Genomic DNA, 15,439 nt, shown 5'->3' with positions numbered 1-15,439 from the left:
TTTACGGTATAATAGTTGCTGTTCAATAACATATGAATTTTAAAGAATAATTGTTAGTTTAAGGAGGACTTATGAACAACTTACCAAATTGCCCAAAATGTAATTCAGAATATGTCTACGAAGACGGAAGTCTCTTGGTCTGCCCAGAGTGTGCCTATGAGTGGAACCCTGCAGAAGTTGCAGAAGTAGAAGAAGGCGTTGTTGCTATCGATGCCAATGGAAATAAATTGGCTGACGGCGATACTGTAACCCTTATCAAGGACTTGAAAGTAAAAGGTGCGCCAAAGGATTTGAAACAAGGAACTCGCGTTAAAAATATCCGTATCGTAGAAGGTGACCACAACATCGACTGTAAGATTGATGGTTTTGGAGCTATGAAACTCAAGTCAGAATTTGTTAAGAAAATCTAGCCATGAAACTGAATTATAAATTTATCTTTTATAGTCGTGTGCTCTTGTTCTTAGCGGCATTTACAGGAGTTTATTTAGAAATTACCAAGCACGGTGGCTTTGGTATGCTCCTTTACTACACAGTGTTGTCCAATCTTTTGGTAACGATTTTCACGGGCTACCTGCTCCGTGTGATGAGCCGTTCAGGTGAAAATTGGCAAAGTCCGACCTTGCTTCGTCTCAAGGGTGGTGTTACCATGAGTATCATGATTACCTGTGTGATTTACCATTTTATGCTTGCTCCGATTGCGACAGACTTTTACCGTGTGGAAAATTTCCTTTGCCACTATATCGTTCCACTCTGGTTTTTAGCCGACACCCTCTTCTTTGATAAACGGGGTCAATACAAAATCTGGGATCCAGTCTTGTGGACCATCTTGCCCTTGGTTTATATGATTTTTGCCTTGTTTAATGGCTTGGTCTTAAAACTCAATATTCCGAATTCCAAGGACAATCCCTTCCCTTATTTCTTTTTAAATGTGAACAAGGGTTGGGACGTGGTTATCAAATGGTGTTTGATCATTTTTGCGGCCTATATGGTTGCAGGCTTCATCTTCTATCTGATCAAGCAAATCAAGCGAAAATAGTCTTCCTATTAGGAAAGTTAGGACGGAGTCTCTAGTTCAATCGGGCTCCTTCTTTTCTTGCCATCTTCCTTTTAAAAGGATCAACAGTGAGAAATATACAGAAAGAAAATTCATGAAACAATATTTAGAACGGGCTAGTATTTTGGCCCTCTCCCTCGTTTTGATTACCTCCTTTTCCATTTCAAGCGCTCTGCCAGCCATGTTTGACTACTATCAAGGCTACCCCAAAGAACAAATCGAGCTCCTGGTCAGTCTTCCTTCTTTTGGAATCATGATTATGCTGGTTTTAAATGGGTTTTTGGAGCGGTTATTTCCTGAGCGTCTTCAGATTAGTCTGGGACTTCTCATCCTTTCTATCGGTGGAACTGCCCCTTTCTGGTATCAGGAATACAACTTTGTCTTTGCGATGCGGATTTTATTTGGCTTGGGTGTTGGGATGATCAATGCCAAGGCCATTTCCATCATCAGCGAACGCTATCATGGAAAGACACGGATCCAGATGTTGGGGCTTCGCGGATCAGCAGAAGTTGTCGGGGCGTCGATTTTGACTCTAGTGGTCGGTCAACTCTTATCCTTGGGATGGACAGTGACCTTCTTGGCCTACAGTGCGGGATTTTTAGTATTGATTCTTTATCTGCTCTTTGTCCCTTATGGGAAAGAAAAGAAAGAAACAAAGAAAAAAGAGACCGAAACGACTCGTTTGACAGGAAAGATGAAAGGATTAATTTTTCTATTGGCTGTCGAAGCAGCAGTTGTTGTCTGCACCAACACAGCTATCACCATTCGTATTCCTAGTCTGATGGTGGAAAGAGGTCTAGGGGATGCCCAGTTATCGAGCTTGGTCTTAAGTATTATGCAGTTGATTGGTATCTTGGCAGGTGTGAGTTTTTCTTTCTTTATCTCTCTATTTAAAGAAAGATTGCTCCTTTGGTCAGGTATCACCTTTGGATTGGGGCAGATTGTGATTGCCTTGTCTCCGTCATTGGGTGTGATGGTAGTTGGAAGTGTTGTGGCAGGTTTTTCCTACAGTGTGGCCTTGACCACTGTCTTTCAGCTTCTTTCTGAAAGAATCCCAGCCAAGCTCCTTAATCAGGCAACATCTTTTGCAGTGCTAGGATGCAGCTTTGGAGCCTTTACGACACCTTTCATTCTTGGGGCGATTGGCTTGGTGACTCAAAATGGTATGTTGGTCTTCACCATTTTAGGATGTTGGTTGATTGTCACTTCTATCTTTGTTATGTACGCACTTCAAAAGAGAGCTTAGGATTAATTTCCTAAGTTTTTCTTTCTGGGAATTTTGTACCCAGACAATTATTGGTTTTTAAACTTGTTTACACTTTTATTTCCTGATAAAATAGAAGTTATGACAAGATATAAAGCAACTATTTCTTATGATGGTTTTGCCTTTGCCGGTTTTCAGCGCCAGCCTCATGCGCGGAGCGTTCAAGAGGAAATCGAAAAAACCTTAACGAGACTCAATAAGGGGCAAGCCATCGCTGTTCATGGTGCTGGTAGGACGGATAGTGGGGTCCATGCTCTGGAACAGGTCATTCATTTTGATCTGCCCTATCAGATGGATGAGGAAAAACTCCGTTTTGCTCTGGATACTCAGTCACCAGAAGATATCGATGTGATTTCGATTGAGATTGTGGCGGATGATTTTCATTGCCGTTATGCAAAACATAGCAAGACCTATGAGTTTATAGTAGATAGGGGGCGTCCTAAAAATCCCATGCGCCGTCACTATGCTACTCACTTTCCCTATCCGCTCGATGTGGAGCGGATGCAGGAGGCTGTCAAGAAATTAGAAGGAACCCACGATTTTACCGGTTTTACAGCATCTGGAACCAGTGTAGAGGACAAGGTTCGGACCATTACAGAAGCCAGTCTTAGTGTTGATGAGACAGGGCAGTTTTTGACTTTTACCTTTTCAGGAAATGGATTCTTATATAAACAGATTCGTAATATGGTGGGGACACTGCTCAAAATAGGAAATAATCGAATGCCAGTTGAGCAGATTGACTTGATTTTGGAGAAGAAGGACAGAAAACTTGCAGGTCCAACGGCTGCACCGAATGGCTTGTATTTAAAGGAGATTCGTTATGAAGAATAATCGTATTTTAGCCCTTTCTGGGAATGATATTTTTAGTGGTGGTGGTTTATCAGCTGATTTGGCTACCTATACCTTAAATGGTCTGCATGGCTTTGTAGCAGTGACTTGTTTGACGGCCTTGACCGAAAAGGGCTTTGAAGTCTTTCCAACTGACGATGCCATTTTTCAACATGAATTGGATAGCTTACGTGATGTCGAGTTTGCAGGAATTAAGATTGGCCTTCTTCCTACTGTCAGTGTGGCTGAGAAGGCCTTGGACTTTATCAAGCAACGTCCAGGAGTGCCTGTGGTATTGGACCCCGTTTTGGTCTGCAAGGAAACGCATGATGTAGCTGTTAGTGAACTCTGTCAAGAGTTGATTCGCTTTTTCCCTCATGTCAGTGTGATTACGCCAAATCTTCCTGAAGCAGAATTATTGGCTGGTCAGGAAATTAAAACATTGGAAGACATGAAAGCTGTAGCGCAGAAATTGCATGATTTAGGAGCGCCAGCAGTTATTATCAAGGGAGGCAATCGCCTCAGTCAGGACAAGGCAGTGGATGTCTTTTATGATGGACAAACTTTCACTGTTCTAGAAAACCCAGTCATTCAAGGCCAAAATGCGGGTGCAGGATGTACCTTTGCCTCAAGCATCGCCAGTCACTTGGTTAAAGGGGATGAACTTTTACCAGCAGTAGAGAGCTCGAAAGCTTTCGTTTACCGTGCTATTGCACAAGCAGATCAATATGGAGTAAGACAATATGAAGCAAACCAAAACAACTAAAATCGCCCTTGTATCCCTCTTAACCGCCCTTTCTGTGGTTCTAGGTTATTACTTGAAAATTGGAACGCCAACAGGAATATTGACTCTCTTGGATGCAGGTATTTTCTTTACTGCCTTTTACTTTGGCAGTAAAGAAGGGGCCGTCGTTGGAGGACTAGCAGCTTTTCTGCTTGACCTTTTATCAGGCTTTCCACAGTGGATGTTCTTTAGCTTGGTAAACCATGGCTTGCAAGGATTTTTTGCAGGTTTTAAAGGGAAATGGCAATGGCTAGGCCTTGTCTTGGCTACTATCGTCATGGTAAGTGGCTACGCTCTGGGCTCAACTCTAATGAATGGCTGGTCAGCAGCCTTGCCAGAAATCCTTCCAAACTTCCTACAAAATACCTTGGGAATGGTTGTGGGATTTGTAGTCTTTCAGAGTGTCAAGAAGATAAAATAAAAAAGTCAGCTATTTGAGCTGACTTTTTGCTTGTCTCTATGTTTAATCAAAATAAAGCAAATCTTTGCTGGTGCTTGTAAAGAGGTCAAAGCCATCCTTGGTAACAACACCACAGTCTTCGATACGAACGCCGACTTTGCCCGGGATATAGATACCAGGTTCAACAGAGAAGCACATGCCTTCTTCGATGACCATGTCGTTACCTTCCATGATAGATGGGAATTCGTGGACATCCATACCGATACCGTGACCGAGACGGTGGTTGAAGTACTCACCGTAACCAGCTTTTTCGATGACCTCACGGGCGGCGCGGTCCACTTCATGGGCAGTCACACCTGGCTTGATGAAGTCAAGGGCAGCTTGTTGGGCTTCAAGCGTCAAGTTGTAAATATCTTTTTTGAACTGGTCTGGTTTACCGACAGCGACCGTACGAGTCATATCTGAGGCATAGCCATTAACCATGACACCGAGGTCAAAGAGGAGAAGGGCATTCTTTTCGACCTTGTTTGCACCAGGAATTCCGTGTGGATTTGCAGCGTTATCGCCAGTCAAGACCATGGTATCAAAGCTCATTTCATAGCCTTCACGCTTCATGGCAAAGTCGATTTGTGCAATGATATCTGTCTCTATTTTATCAAGAGAGATGTTGTCAAAACCAACTTTTACAGCTTTATCAGCATAGAGACCTGCAACCATCATTTTTTGGACTTCATCAGCTGATTTGATGAGGCGCATGCGTTGGATGCGAGGAGTCAGATTTTCAAACTCAGCAGTTTCAAAGACCGTTTTCAAACCATGATATTTTGTCAAGATGAGATTGTCAAACTCAACTGCCACACGTTTGAAGTCTAACTGTGGCAAGGCATTTTTGATTTTGTCCCATGGATTTTCAGAGTCCACATAACCCATTACTGGGAAGGAAACGGTGCTGGTTGCACGTTCAACCTCAAGGGCTGGGACAAAGAGAAGTGGTTCCTGGTCTGTTAGGACAAAGAGGAACATTTGGCGTTCATGGGGATCACTGTAAAAGCCAGTGAGATAATTAATAGTGACGGGGTCAGATACGACAGCGACGTCTAGTTTTTCTGATTCAAGATATGTTACGATTTGTTGTAATTTAGACATATGCTACCTTCTTTCTACCCCTCTATTTTGGCAAAAAAAGAGAGAAAATGCAAGGGAGAAGGGTAAAAGAACAGGCAAAAAGAACTCCGAAACGATAGCGGAGTTCTTTGATATGGCTTTCTTTGGTTTAAGAAAAGTCTGCCTTGCTTTTCACGTCGCTGTATTCTTCAGCAATTTCTTGACTGAGGATGTCCTCATAGGCAGGGAGTTGGATGTCCTGACCGTATTTTTTTCGGAGGGCAGTAGTGACTAGGCGATAAGCCAAATTGGCATTACGAGAAAGGATAGGTCCGTGGAAGTAGGAACCAAAGACATTCTTATAATGAACTCCTTCGCCGACCTTTTCTTCGTTGTTTCCATTTCCATAGACCACCTGTCCCAGTGGTTTTTGGTCGTCTGAGAGGAAGGTACGACCCTGGTGATTTTCAAATCCATAGTAGGTTTCATTGAAATCTTCATTGTGAATCTTGATGTCACCGATAAAACGGTTATTGGTCTGGTTGAGGGTATAGTGGCCCATGACACCTAGACCTTCGATGCGTCTTCCGGAAGCTTCAATATAGTATTGCCCCAATAGTTGGAAGCCACCACAGATGGCTAGAACCACACCATCGTTTTGGATGTAGTTGTCAATGCTCTCTTTTTTAGCAGGTAAGTCGCCAGCGATAATACTCTGTTCAAAGTCTTGGCCACCACCGAAAAAGGCGATATCGTAGTGGTTTTCATCAAAGGCATCATGGAGAGAAACGATGTCAACCGTCACATGAGCTCCAAGTTTTTCAGCCACATACTTGAGCATGAGGATGTTTCCATTGTCCCCGTAGGTATTCATGAGGTTTCCGTAGAGGTGGGCGATGTTGAGCTGATAAGGGTAGTTGCCAGCTTTTGAGGAAATTGAAGTATAAACCATTAGTTCATCTCCTTTCTAACAATCTGACGACTAGCCAGCAGTTCGCGGAATTCCAGCATAGCAGTATAAGTAGCCAGGATATAGGCATGTTTGCAGTCCTGGTTCTCAATGGTCTTGAGAACTTGCTCCAGATTGCTTGTTTCAGTGATTTTATCAGCTGGGTATCCTGTCACCCGTAGACGACGCGCGATTTCAGAATGACGAACACCGCCAGCATTGATTTCAGGGATATCCATGTCAGTGATTTGTTCAAAGTCCGCATCCCAGATCCAGCTAGTGTCAATTCCATCTGCATAGTTGGCATTGAGGAGGACAGAAAGGCTAAATGGATAAGGCGCTAGTTTAATCATCTCGATAGCCTGAGTTGCACCGACTGGATTCTTGATGAGGACAAGGGTACATTCCTTGTCACCGATATGGAAGGTTTCCTGACGACCAAAGACTGCACGACTCTTGTCAAATCCTTGTTTGATCCGTTGCGAATCAGCGCCGAGGAATCGAGCAATGGCAACCGCAGCAAGGGCATTGTAGATGTTGTAAAGTCCACCGATTTGGATGCCGTATTCTTGTCCGTCAATGATAAAACGAGAGCGATTGTTGGTCAATTCAACCAAGTCTGTCAGACGGTAGTCCAATTCAGGACGTTTGCAGCCACAATTTTCACAGATATAGGCACCCAAATTGGCATAGGTATTGTGTTCGTATTTGAGGATACCTTGGCAGTCAGGACAGAGGATTCCTTCGGTATTGTAATGAGCTAGTTGGGCTGGTCCTTTTTCCAAGTCAAAACCAAAATACTGTACAGGATTTGGAATAGATGGCTTGTAGAAAAGCGGACTGTCACCATTGAGGAGAACTGTAGCCGTAGGCACCTTACGGATTGCATCCAAAATCATGTTATAAGTCGTGTAAATCTCACCGTAGCGGTCCATCTGGTCACGGAAAATATTAGTGATGACAAAAAGGCTAGGATGGATATAATCACAGATACGAGATAGACTGGCTTCGTCAATTTCAAGGACGGCAATATTTTTTCCAGTTTTAGAAGATTTGGCAGTCAAGAAGGTTGTCGTAATCCCTGTAATCATGTTGGCACCGCTTGGATTGGTCAGAACTTGACCATAAACTTCTTTTAAAATGCCGACAGTGAGGGCAGTTGTCAGGGTTTTGCCATTGGTTCCAGTAACCACGACAATCTCGTAGTTTTTAGCTAGATTTTGTAAAATATCTTTATCAAATTGAAGGGCAAGTTTTCCTGGGAGCGTACTTCCACGACCAAGACGGTTCAAGATGAAGTGAGAAGAACGCCCAGCTAGGAGACCCAAAGTAGTTTTTAATTTCATGTTTCTATTATATCATAAAAGAGGGAAAAGACAGATTTGAGATTTCGCAGAAACAAAAACAGCCCGACGAGGGCTGTTAGCTAACAAATCAGTCTCAACTTAAATCGCAAACAAGTCATTTAAGTTCTCAGCCAAGGTTGGGTGAGTGAAGATTTGTTTTGTGAAGTAAGTATAAGGGATTTTGTTGTCCATCGCAACAGTGATGATGTTGATGATTTCTTGAGAACCTTCTGAGAAGATAGTTGCACCAATAATTTCTTTTGTTTCAGTATTGACAACAGCTTTGAAGGCTCCGCGAAGGTCTCCATTTACGTGACCACGAGGCATGGCTGCAACAGGGATTTCCTTCACTGCGTATGGAAGTTTCAAATCAGCTGCTTGGCTTTCAGTCAAACCAACTTGTGAAAGTGCAGGTGTGATAAACATAGTGTTTGGTACATTGAGACGGTCTTCAAGAGTGTAGCTGCCATCTCCAGCAAGGTAGCTGTAGACAACACGGAAGTCATCAAGTGAAATGTAGGTAAATTGAGGTCCACCGTTGACGTCTCCAACTGCAAAGACACCAGGAACGTTTGTTTGACAATGTTTGTCTACCTTGATAGCCCCACGCTCTGTTAGTTCAATATCTGTGTTTTCAAGTTGAAGTGGTTCTACGTTTGGTTTACGTCCAGTTGCGTAGAGAAGGGCGTCGAAACGGTAAGTTTCGTTTTCAGTTACGACAAGGACTTGGTCACCGTCGTTTTTGATTTCAGTGGTACGGATGTTTTGAAGCAATTCAATACCGTCTTCTTCCATGTATTGCTTAGCAAGAGCTGCGATGGAAGGTTCTGCACGAGGTAGGAAAGTATCCAAGGCATCTAGGACTGTAACCTTGCTTCCAAGTTTATTGTAAAGGCCTGCAAATTCAAGACCGATATTTCCGCCACCAAGGACACCAAGTTTTTCAGGCAATTTGTCCAAGTTTTGGATACCTGTTGAGTCAAAGACATTCTTGCTTGTAGCAAGTCCTGGGATTGGCAAGACGTTTGAAACGGCACCAGTATTGATGACGATAGTTTCAGCAGTTAGTTCTTGTTTTTCGTCAACAGCTTGGATTTCGATGACCTTATTTGAAAGGAAGTGCGCTTCCGCATCAAAGATATCCACGCCTGTACCCGCAACAGTAGCATAGTTTTTACCGTTGAGGCGACCAGTGATAGTGTTTTTAGTAGCAATGACTTCTTCAAAAGACAAATCTTTCTCAGCAGCAACGAGCAAAGTTTTAGTTGGGATACAACCGATGTTGATACAAGTTCCACCATACATAGCTTTGCTACGTTCAACGAGGGCAACTTTTTTGCCAGCTGAAGCCAGTTTCCCAGCTAGTGTTTTCCCAGCTTTACCAAATCCAATAACGATTAAATCATATGTTAACATTTATAGTCCTCCTATTCGATTTTCATTCTAGCATAAGAAAACACTTTTTGCACAAATCTGCTACGGGAAATGAAGTGAGCTTGAAATGCTCCCTTCATTTCCCTTGAAAAACAAGTTTCAGGCCACTTTACTGTTAGAAAATCGTTTACATGATTTTCCTAATGGATTCTACTATCTTTTGCTTCTCTCTTGTGTTATACTAGATAGGTTGCAAAGAAAACAGTACTTTTCTTTTGTGGAAAAGAAGCAACACGATTTTGTATCCAGTATATGAAGATACGTCATGAAAAGAAAAGTATAAACTAAGCCCTATAGGGTGGCTTCGCACCACCTTTAGAAAGAAGAATAACGTGAAATTTAATGAATTAAACTTGTCTGCTGATTTGCTAGCAGAGATTGAAAAAGCTGGTTTTGTAGAAGCTAGTCCTATCCAAGAGCAAACTATTCCCTTGGCACTTGAAGGTAAGGATGTTATCGGTCAAGCTCAGACAGGTACAGGAAAAACTGCAGCCTTTGGCTTGCCAACTCTTGAAAAAATCCGTACAGAAGAAGCGACCATCCAAGCCTTGGTTATCGCTCCAACTCGTGAACTTGCTGTCCAAAGTCAAGAAGAACTGTTCCGCTTTGGCCGTAGCAAAGGAGTGAAAGTTCGCTCAGTATATGGTGGATCAAGCATTGAAAAACAAATCAAAGCTCTTAAATCTGGTGCCCACATCGTGGTAGGAACACCAGGCCGTCTCTTGGACTTGATTAAACGCAAGGCCTTGAAATTACAAGATATTGAAACTCTGATTCTTGACGAAGCGGATGAAATGCTCAATATGGGCTTCCTTGAAGACATTGAAGCCATCATTTCCCGTGTCCCTGAAAATCGTCAAACCTTGCTCTTTTCAGCAACCATGCCAGATGCTATCAAACGTATTGGTGTTCAGTTTATGAAAGACCCTGAACATGTCAAGATTGCTGCCAAGGAATTGACAACAGAGCTGGTGGATCAGTACTATATCCGTGTCAAGGAACAAGAGAAATTTGATACTATGACGCGTCTCATGGATGTGGAACAACCAGAACTTGCTATCGTATTTGGTCGTACCAAACGCCGTGTAGATGAATTGACTCGTGGACTTAAAATTCGTGGCTTCCGTGCAGAAGGAATTCATGGTGATTTGGACCAAAATAAACGTCTTCGTGTCCTTCGTGATTTTAAAAATGGCAATCTTGATGTTCTAGTTGCGACAGACGTGGCAGCACGTGGTTTGGATATCTCAGGTGTGACCCATGTCTACAACTACGATATTCCACAAGATCCTGAAAGTTATGTTCACCGTATCGGTCGTACAGGTCGTGCTGGTAAGTCAGGTCAGTCTATTACCTTTGTTTCTCCAAATGAAATGGGCTACCTTCAAATCATCGAAAACTTGACTAAGAAACGCATGAAAGGCTTGAAACCAGCAACAGCAGAAGAAGCCTTCCAAGCTAAGAAACAAGTAGCGCTCAAGAAAATCGAACGCGATTTTGAGGATGAAACTATTCGTGGGAACTTTGAGAAATTTGCTAAAGATGCTCGTAAGTTAGCAGCAGAATTCAGTCCAGAAGAATTGGCTATGTATATCTTGAGCCTGACAGTCCAAGATCCAGACAGCCTGCCTGAAGTGGAGATTGCGCGTGAAAAACCACTGCCATTTAAACCATCAGGTAATGGCTTTGGTGGCAAAGGTAAGGGAGGTCGTGGAGGCCGTCGTGGGGACGACCGTCGAGATCGTGATCGCCGTGGCAATGGTCGCCGTGATGATTTCAAGAAAGGCAGTCGTGGAAATGATCGTTTTGATAAAGACAGACGTTACCGTAATAAAGACAATAAAAAACCTCGCAACACTTCAAGCGAAAAGAAGACCGGCTTTGTTATTCGTAACAAAGGAGACAAATAGAAAAAAGCGATTCACACTGTGAATCGCTTTTATATATAAGGAGACCGATAGTAAAAGAAGATGGTGATAGTAAAGGATAGGTGAAACGGAAAGGGATTTATCATGTCATCTTCTTATAATGTTATAATATCAAAAATAAAATAGGATGTCAATAAAAAATCGCTTTATTTCTAAAATATTTTTGCTGTTCAAAATTGCAATTAAATAAGCAATTTTCAGATAATTATTGAAATAAAGACTTTTCTATGTTATAATGGAAACGATTATATGCGAGGTAAAAAATGGCACATTTATTAGAAAAAACAAGAAAAATCACGTCTATTCTAAAGCGCTCTGAGGAGCAACTCCAAGATGAACTTCCTTACAATGCGATCACACGCCAGTTAGCAGATATTATTGATTGTAACGCTTGTATTGTGAATAACAAGGGACGTCTCTTGGGCTACTTTATGCGTTATAAGACCAATAATGACCGTGTAGAACAGTTCTTCCAAACTAAAACCTTCCCTGAGGTCTATGTACAAGGGGCAAACATGATTTATGATACGGAAGCCAACCTTCCTGTTGAACATGATTTGACCATTTTCCCTGTAGAGAGCCGTGCGGATTTTCCAGATGGTTTGACGACCATTGCTCCGATTCATGTGTCAGGGATTCGCCTAGGTTCGTTGATTATTTGGCGCAATGATAAAAAATTTGAAGATGAAGATTTGATTCTTGTTGAGATTGCGAGCACGGTGGTAGGGATTCAACTGTTGAACTTCCAACGTGAAGAAGATGAGAAAAATATTCGCCGTCGTACGGCTGTTACCATGGCGGTTAATACCCTTTCCTATTCAGAACTTCGTGCCGTATCAGCTATTTTAGCTGAATTGGATGGAAATGAAGGACAGTTGACTGCATCTGTTATTGCAGACCGTATTGGCATTACGCGTTCTGTGATTGTCAATGCGCTTCGTAAACTGGAGTCTGCGGGAATTATTGAGAGTCGTTCATTAGGAATGAAGGGGACTTATCTCAAAGTTCTAATTGGTGATATTTTTGAGGAAGTGAAAAAGAGGGACTACTAATGACAAAGGCGTTAATTTCAATCGACTATACAGAGGACTTCGTAGCAGACCATGGAAAGCTGACTGCAGGGGCACCTGCTCAAGCAATATCAAAAGCCATTGATCAGGTAACCAGATTGGCTTTTGAACGTGGGGACTATATCTTTTTCACCATTGATGCCCATGAGGAGAAGGATACATTCCACCCGGAAAGTAAACTCTTTCCACCGCACAACATCATTGGGACTAGTGGCCGTAACCTCTATGGCCCCCTAGCTGATTTCTATGCGGAAAATAAGGACGATAGTCGCGTCTTTTGGATGGACAAACGTCACTATTCAGCATTTTCAGGAACGGACTTAGATATCCGTTTGCGGGAACGTCGGGTTGATACAGTCATCCTAACTGGAGTTCTGACTGACATTTGCGTCCTTCATACGGCTATTGATGCCTATAATTTAGGTTATCAAATCGAGATTGTTAAGCCTGCAGTTGCCTCTATTTGGCCAGAAAATCATCAGTTTGCTCTTGGGCATTTTAAGAACACATTGGGAGCAAAATTACTGGATGAAAACCTTGCTGAAATTGAACTATAAGCCTGTTGGAAAAATGAAAAAAATCTGAAAAAAGTGTTGACAAAGATTTTGAAAGTTGATATACTAGTAAAGTAATCGACGCGGGGATGGCGGAATTGGCAGACGCGCAGGACTAAGGATCCTGTGACCGCTTTAGGTCGTGAGGGTTCAAGTCCCTCTCTCCGCATAGGGTAAGAGTTAGCTTTGGCTAGCTCTTTTTGTTTTTACAAAGAAGACTAGAGGCTACGTTTCGTATATCGAAAAATATTGGTATCAAGAACTGTTCATTGTATCAGAACATTTAAACTGAGTTTTCCATTTCATTCTATCAAGAATATCCTCAAACACAAGTCAGAAAATGAAGAACTTAGGAGATGGAAAAATACTAATCAGAAAGACGTGATTATCATTTTTAAAATGAAGTAGATTTTTGATTGGTACTATTTATCCTTATATATGAAGAAAAGTTAGCGTTTGCTAGCTTTTTTGTTTTTTCAAAAAATAAATCAAAAAGTTTTTTCGATTTCATAAACATTTCATATTTGGATTTTATAATAGTCTTACAAATATGGAGGTGACAAATGAATCCAATCCAAAGAGCTTGGGCTTATGTCAGCAGAAAACGACTGAGAAGTTTTATTTTATTTCTGATTTTATTTGTTCTTTTAGCAGGAATTTCAGCCTGTTTGACGCTGATGAAGTCCAACAAAACAGTGGAAAGCAATCTTTACAAATCACTCAATACCTCATTTTCTATCAAAAAGATAGAAAATGGACAGACCTTCAAGTTATCGGACCTAGCATCCGTGAGCAAGATTAAGGGACTGGAAAATGTTTCTCCTGAACTTGAAACGGTCGCAAAACTGAAAGACAAGGAAGCGGTGAGTGGTGAGCAGAGCGTAGAACGTGATGATTTGTCAGCTGCAGACAAGAACTTGGTTAGCTTAACGGCTCTCGAGGATTCATCCAAGGATGTCACCTTTACCAGTTCGGCTTTCAACCTAAAAGAAGGGCGACATCTTCAAAAAGGGGACTCCAAGAAAATCCTGATCCACGAGGAGTTGGCCAAGAAGAACGGTCTTTCGCTTCATGACAAGATTCGCTTGGATGCTGGTCAGTCAGAATCTGGAAAAGGGCAAACAGTAGAGTTTGAAATTGTCGGCATCTTTTCTGGAAAAAAACAAGAGAAGTTCACAGGCTTGTCTTCTGACTTCAGTGAAAACCAAGTCTTTACAGACTATGAAAGTAGCCAAACCCTTCTGGGAAATAGTGAAGCTCAAGTCAGTGCAGCGCGCTTCTATGTAGAAGATCCTAAGGAAATGGACGGACTCATGAAGCAGGTGGAAAACTTGGCTTTGGAAAGTCAAGGCTACCAAGTCGAGAAGGAAAACAAGGCCTTTGAACAAATCAAAGACTCAGTGGCAACCTTCCAAACCTTCCTCACCATCTTCCTTTATGGGATGTTGATAGCAGGAGCAGGAGCCTTAATTTTGGTCTTGTCCCTCTGGTTGAGAGAAAGGGTCTACGAAGTGGGAATTCTTCTGGCACTTGGAAAAGGCAAGAGTTCGATCTTCCTCCAGTTCTGTTTAGAGGTAGTTTTGGTATCACTTGGAGCTTTGCTTCCATCCTTTATCGCTGGAAATGCCATCACATCCTATCTACTCCAAACTGTACTAGCCAGTGGAGATCAGGCAACCTTAGAGGAAACGCTGGCCAAAGCAAGTGGTCTATCAACCAGTCTCCTATCCTTTGCAGAATCCTATGTCTTTCTGCTCCTGATTGGTTGCTTATCCGTAGCTCTTTGTTTCCTATTCTTATTTAGAAAATCGCCGAAAGAAATTTTATCATCTATTAGTTAATACTCTTCGAAAATCTCTTTAAACCGTGTCAGTCTTATCTGCAACCTCAAAGCTGTGCTTTGAGCAACCTGCGGTTAGCTTTCTAGTTTAATCTTTGATTTTCATTGAGTATAAGAAGGAGAAATCATGACTTTATTACAATTGCAAGATGTTACCTACCGTTATAAGAACACTGCTGAAGCAGTTTTATATCAGATCAAGTATAATTTTGAACCCGGAAAATTTTATAGTATCATTGGTGAGTCAGGAGCAGGAAAATCCACTCTCTTGTCCCTACTGGCTGGTCTAGATAGTCCTGTTGAAGGTTCTATCCTTTTCCAAGGAGAGGACATTCGGAACAAGGGGTATTCATACCATCGCATGCACCATATTTCCCTGGTCTTTCAAAATTATAACTTGATAGATTATCTTTCTCCGCTGGAAAATATCCGCTTGGTCAACAAAAAAGCAAGCAAGGATACACTTCTTGAGCTTGGTTTGGATGAAAGTCAGATCAAGCGGAACGTTCTCCAGTTATCAGGTGGTCAACAGCAACGTGTAGCCATCGCTCGCAGTTTAGTCTCAGAAGCTCCAGTTATTCTAGCTGATGAGCCAACAGGAAATCTGGACCCTAAAACTGCTGGAGATATTATCGAACTGCTCAAATCACTTGCCCAGAAAACAGGTAAATGTGTGATCGTCGTCACCCACAGTAAAGAAGTGGCACAAGCGTCAGATATTACACTTGAATTGAAGGATAAGAAACTGACTGAAATATAGAATCTAGTTATTAAACTTTAAAATAGTATTAGTTGGTAACCAGATACGTGTAAAGTAAAATAATAAACGAAGTGAGTCTGTAACAACTATTTCCCGCAGTAGTGATAGCCTAGATAATAACAAA

Annotated in this window: 15 protein-coding genes and 1 tRNA gene; 12 read left to right on the top strand and 4 right to left on the bottom strand. The window is 42.0% G+C overall.

Annotated features, from left to right (window positions below; all coding sequences use genetic code 11):
- Nucleotides 1-71: 71 nt before the first annotated feature.
- The 6 genes from M1F65_RS04845 (at nucleotide 72) to M1F65_RS04820 (ending at nucleotide 4,351) form a co-directional block, all read left to right on the top strand.
- Nucleotides 72-410: a zinc ribbon domain-containing protein YjdM gene (locus M1F65_RS04845; protein WP_001061600.1), complete on the top strand. Its 339-nt coding sequence runs from the start codon at nucleotides 72-74 to the stop codon at nucleotides 408-410.
- Between the two features lie 2 nt (nucleotides 411-412).
- Nucleotides 413-1,036 (top strand): Pr6Pr family membrane protein, encoded by a 624-nt coding sequence (locus tag M1F65_RS04840; RefSeq protein ID WP_000775204.1) that lies wholly within the window; start codon nucleotides 413-415, stop codon nucleotides 1,034-1,036.
- 112 nt (nucleotides 1,037-1,148) lie between these two features.
- Nucleotides 1,149-2,300, top strand: coding sequence for an MFS transporter (locus tag M1F65_RS04835; protein ID WP_000816259.1), 1,152 nt, complete (start codon nucleotides 1,149-1,151; stop codon nucleotides 2,298-2,300).
- Between the two features lie 99 nt (nucleotides 2,301-2,399).
- The gene (gene truA, locus M1F65_RS04830; RefSeq protein WP_247925577.1) at nucleotides 2,400-3,149 is read left to right on the top strand and encodes a tRNA pseudouridine(38-40) synthase TruA; all 750 of its coding nucleotides are present in this window, start codon (nucleotides 2,400-2,402) and stop codon (nucleotides 3,147-3,149) included.
- The gene (locus M1F65_RS04825; protein WP_000794752.1) at nucleotides 3,139-3,912 is read left to right on the top strand and encodes a bifunctional hydroxymethylpyrimidine kinase/phosphomethylpyrimidine kinase; all 774 of its coding nucleotides are present in this window, start codon (nucleotides 3,139-3,141) and stop codon (nucleotides 3,910-3,912) included. Before truA ends, M1F65_RS04825 begins: the two co-directional genes overlap by 11 nt.
- The gene (locus M1F65_RS04820; protein ID WP_000814995.1) at nucleotides 3,890-4,351 is read left to right on the top strand and encodes an ECF transporter S component; all 462 of its coding nucleotides are present in this window, start codon (nucleotides 3,890-3,892) and stop codon (nucleotides 4,349-4,351) included. Before M1F65_RS04825 ends, M1F65_RS04820 begins: the two co-directional genes overlap by 23 nt.
- A gap of 42 nt (nucleotides 4,352-4,393) precedes the next feature.
- On the opposite strand, the gene M1F65_RS04815 is transcribed toward M1F65_RS04820, so the two are convergent.
- From M1F65_RS04815 to M1F65_RS04800, 4 genes are all read right to left on the bottom strand, one after another.
- Entirely contained in the window at nucleotides 4,394-5,476 is a 1,083-nt protein-coding gene (locus tag M1F65_RS04815; protein ID WP_247925576.1) for a M24 family metallopeptidase, read from the bottom strand.
- A 127-nt stretch (nucleotides 5,477-5,603) separates the two neighbouring features.
- Nucleotides 5,604-6,386 (bottom strand): lipid II isoglutaminyl synthase subunit GatD, encoded by a 783-nt coding sequence (gene gatD / locus M1F65_RS04810; protein ID WP_084944390.1) that lies wholly within the window; start codon nucleotides 6,384-6,386, stop codon nucleotides 5,604-5,606.
- The gene (murT, locus tag M1F65_RS04805; RefSeq protein WP_247925575.1) at nucleotides 6,386-7,729 is read right to left on the bottom strand and encodes a lipid II isoglutaminyl synthase subunit MurT; all 1,344 of its coding nucleotides are present in this window, start codon (nucleotides 7,727-7,729) and stop codon (nucleotides 6,386-6,388) included. Before murT ends, gatD begins: the two co-directional genes overlap by 1 nt.
- 99 nt (nucleotides 7,730-7,828) lie before the next feature.
- On the bottom strand, nucleotides 7,829-9,145 hold the full coding sequence (locus M1F65_RS04800) for an FAD-containing oxidoreductase (RefSeq protein WP_247925574.1): 1,317 nt from the start codon (nucleotides 9,143-9,145) through the stop codon (nucleotides 7,829-7,831).
- A gap of 350 nt (nucleotides 9,146-9,495) precedes the next feature.
- Here M1F65_RS04800 and cshA point away from each other — a divergent pair, with 350 nt between their 5' ends.
- The 6 genes from cshA (at nucleotide 9,496) to vex2 (ending at nucleotide 15,315) form a co-directional block, all read left to right on the top strand.
- Entirely contained in the window at nucleotides 9,496-11,073 is a 1,578-nt protein-coding gene (cshA, locus tag M1F65_RS04795; protein ID WP_247925573.1) for a degradosome RNA helicase CshA, read from the top strand.
- Nucleotides 11,074-11,354: 281 nt separating this feature from the next.
- Complete coding sequence (codY, locus tag M1F65_RS04790; protein WP_000940725.1) at nucleotides 11,355-12,143, top strand: GTP-sensing pleiotropic transcriptional regulator CodY; 789 nt, start codon at nucleotides 11,355-11,357, stop codon at nucleotides 12,141-12,143.
- Nucleotides 12,143-12,718, top strand: coding sequence for a cysteine hydrolase family protein (locus M1F65_RS04785; protein WP_247925572.1), 576 nt, complete (start codon nucleotides 12,143-12,145; stop codon nucleotides 12,716-12,718). The genes codY and M1F65_RS04785 overlap by 1 nt, the downstream gene beginning before the upstream one ends.
- A gap of 80 nt (nucleotides 12,719-12,798) precedes the next feature.
- Nucleotides 12,799-12,884, top strand: a tRNA-Leu gene (locus M1F65_RS04780).
- 394 nt (nucleotides 12,885-13,278) lie between these two features.
- Nucleotides 13,279-14,556: an ABC transporter permease gene (locus M1F65_RS04775; protein ID WP_042902564.1), complete on the top strand. Its 1,278-nt coding sequence runs from the start codon at nucleotides 13,279-13,281 to the stop codon at nucleotides 14,554-14,556.
- A gap of 126 nt (nucleotides 14,557-14,682) precedes the next feature.
- The gene (gene vex2 / locus M1F65_RS04770) at nucleotides 14,683-15,315 is read left to right on the top strand and encodes an ABC transporter ATP-binding subunit Vex2 (protein ID WP_042902563.1); all 633 of its coding nucleotides are present in this window, start codon (nucleotides 14,683-14,685) and stop codon (nucleotides 15,313-15,315) included.
- Nucleotides 15,316-15,439 lie beyond the last annotated feature (124 nt).

It is taken from the genome of Streptococcus oralis (genome assembly GCF_023109195.1).
Classification (GTDB): Bacteria; Bacillota; Bacilli; order Lactobacillales; family Streptococcaceae; genus Streptococcus; species Streptococcus oralis_BV.
Note: the sequence above shows the minus strand (reverse complement) of the source record. Positions and strands in the feature narration are given on the sequence as shown.

Bases quoted from the DNA above. Each gene is read 5' to 3' on its own strand.
- M1F65_RS04845 (WP_001061600.1), top strand. From the start codon at position 72: ATGAACAACTTACCAAATTGCCCAAAATGTAATTCAGAATATGTCTAC.
- M1F65_RS04840 (WP_000775204.1), top strand. From the start codon at position 413: ATGAAACTGAATTATAAATTTATCTTTTATAGTCGTGTGCTCTTGTTC.
- M1F65_RS04835 (WP_000816259.1), top strand. From the start codon at position 1,149: ATGAAACAATATTTAGAACGGGCTAGTATTTTGGCCCTCTCCCTCGTT.
- truA (WP_247925577.1), top strand. From the start codon at position 2,400: ATGACAAGATATAAAGCAACTATTTCTTATGATGGTTTTGCCTTTGCC.
- M1F65_RS04825 (WP_000794752.1), top strand. From the start codon at position 3,139: ATGAAGAATAATCGTATTTTAGCCCTTTCTGGGAATGATATTTTTAGT.
- M1F65_RS04820 (WP_000814995.1), top strand. From the start codon at position 3,890: ATGAAGCAAACCAAAACAACTAAAATCGCCCTTGTATCCCTCTTAACC.
- M1F65_RS04815 (WP_247925576.1), bottom strand. From the start codon at position 5,476: ATGTCTAAATTACAACAAATCGTAACATATCTTGAATCAGAAAAACTA.
- gatD (WP_084944390.1), bottom strand. From the start codon at position 6,386: ATGGTTTATACTTCAATTTCCTCAAAAGCTGGCAACTACCCTTATCAG.
- murT (WP_247925575.1), bottom strand. From the start codon at position 7,729: ATGAAATTAAAAACTACTTTGGGTCTCCTAGCTGGGCGTTCTTCTCAC.
- M1F65_RS04800 (WP_247925574.1), bottom strand. From the start codon at position 9,145: ATGTTAACATATGATTTAATCGTTATTGGATTTGGTAAAGCTGGGAAA.
- codY (WP_000940725.1), top strand. From the start codon at position 11,355: ATGGCACATTTATTAGAAAAAACAAGAAAAATCACGTCTATTCTAAAG.
- M1F65_RS04785 (WP_247925572.1), top strand. From the start codon at position 12,143: ATGACAAAGGCGTTAATTTCAATCGACTATACAGAGGACTTCGTAGCA.
- M1F65_RS04775 (WP_042902564.1), top strand. From the start codon at position 13,279: ATGAATCCAATCCAAAGAGCTTGGGCTTATGTCAGCAGAAAACGACTG.
- vex2 (WP_042902563.1), top strand. From the start codon at position 14,683: ATGACTTTATTACAATTGCAAGATGTTACCTACCGTTATAAGAACACT.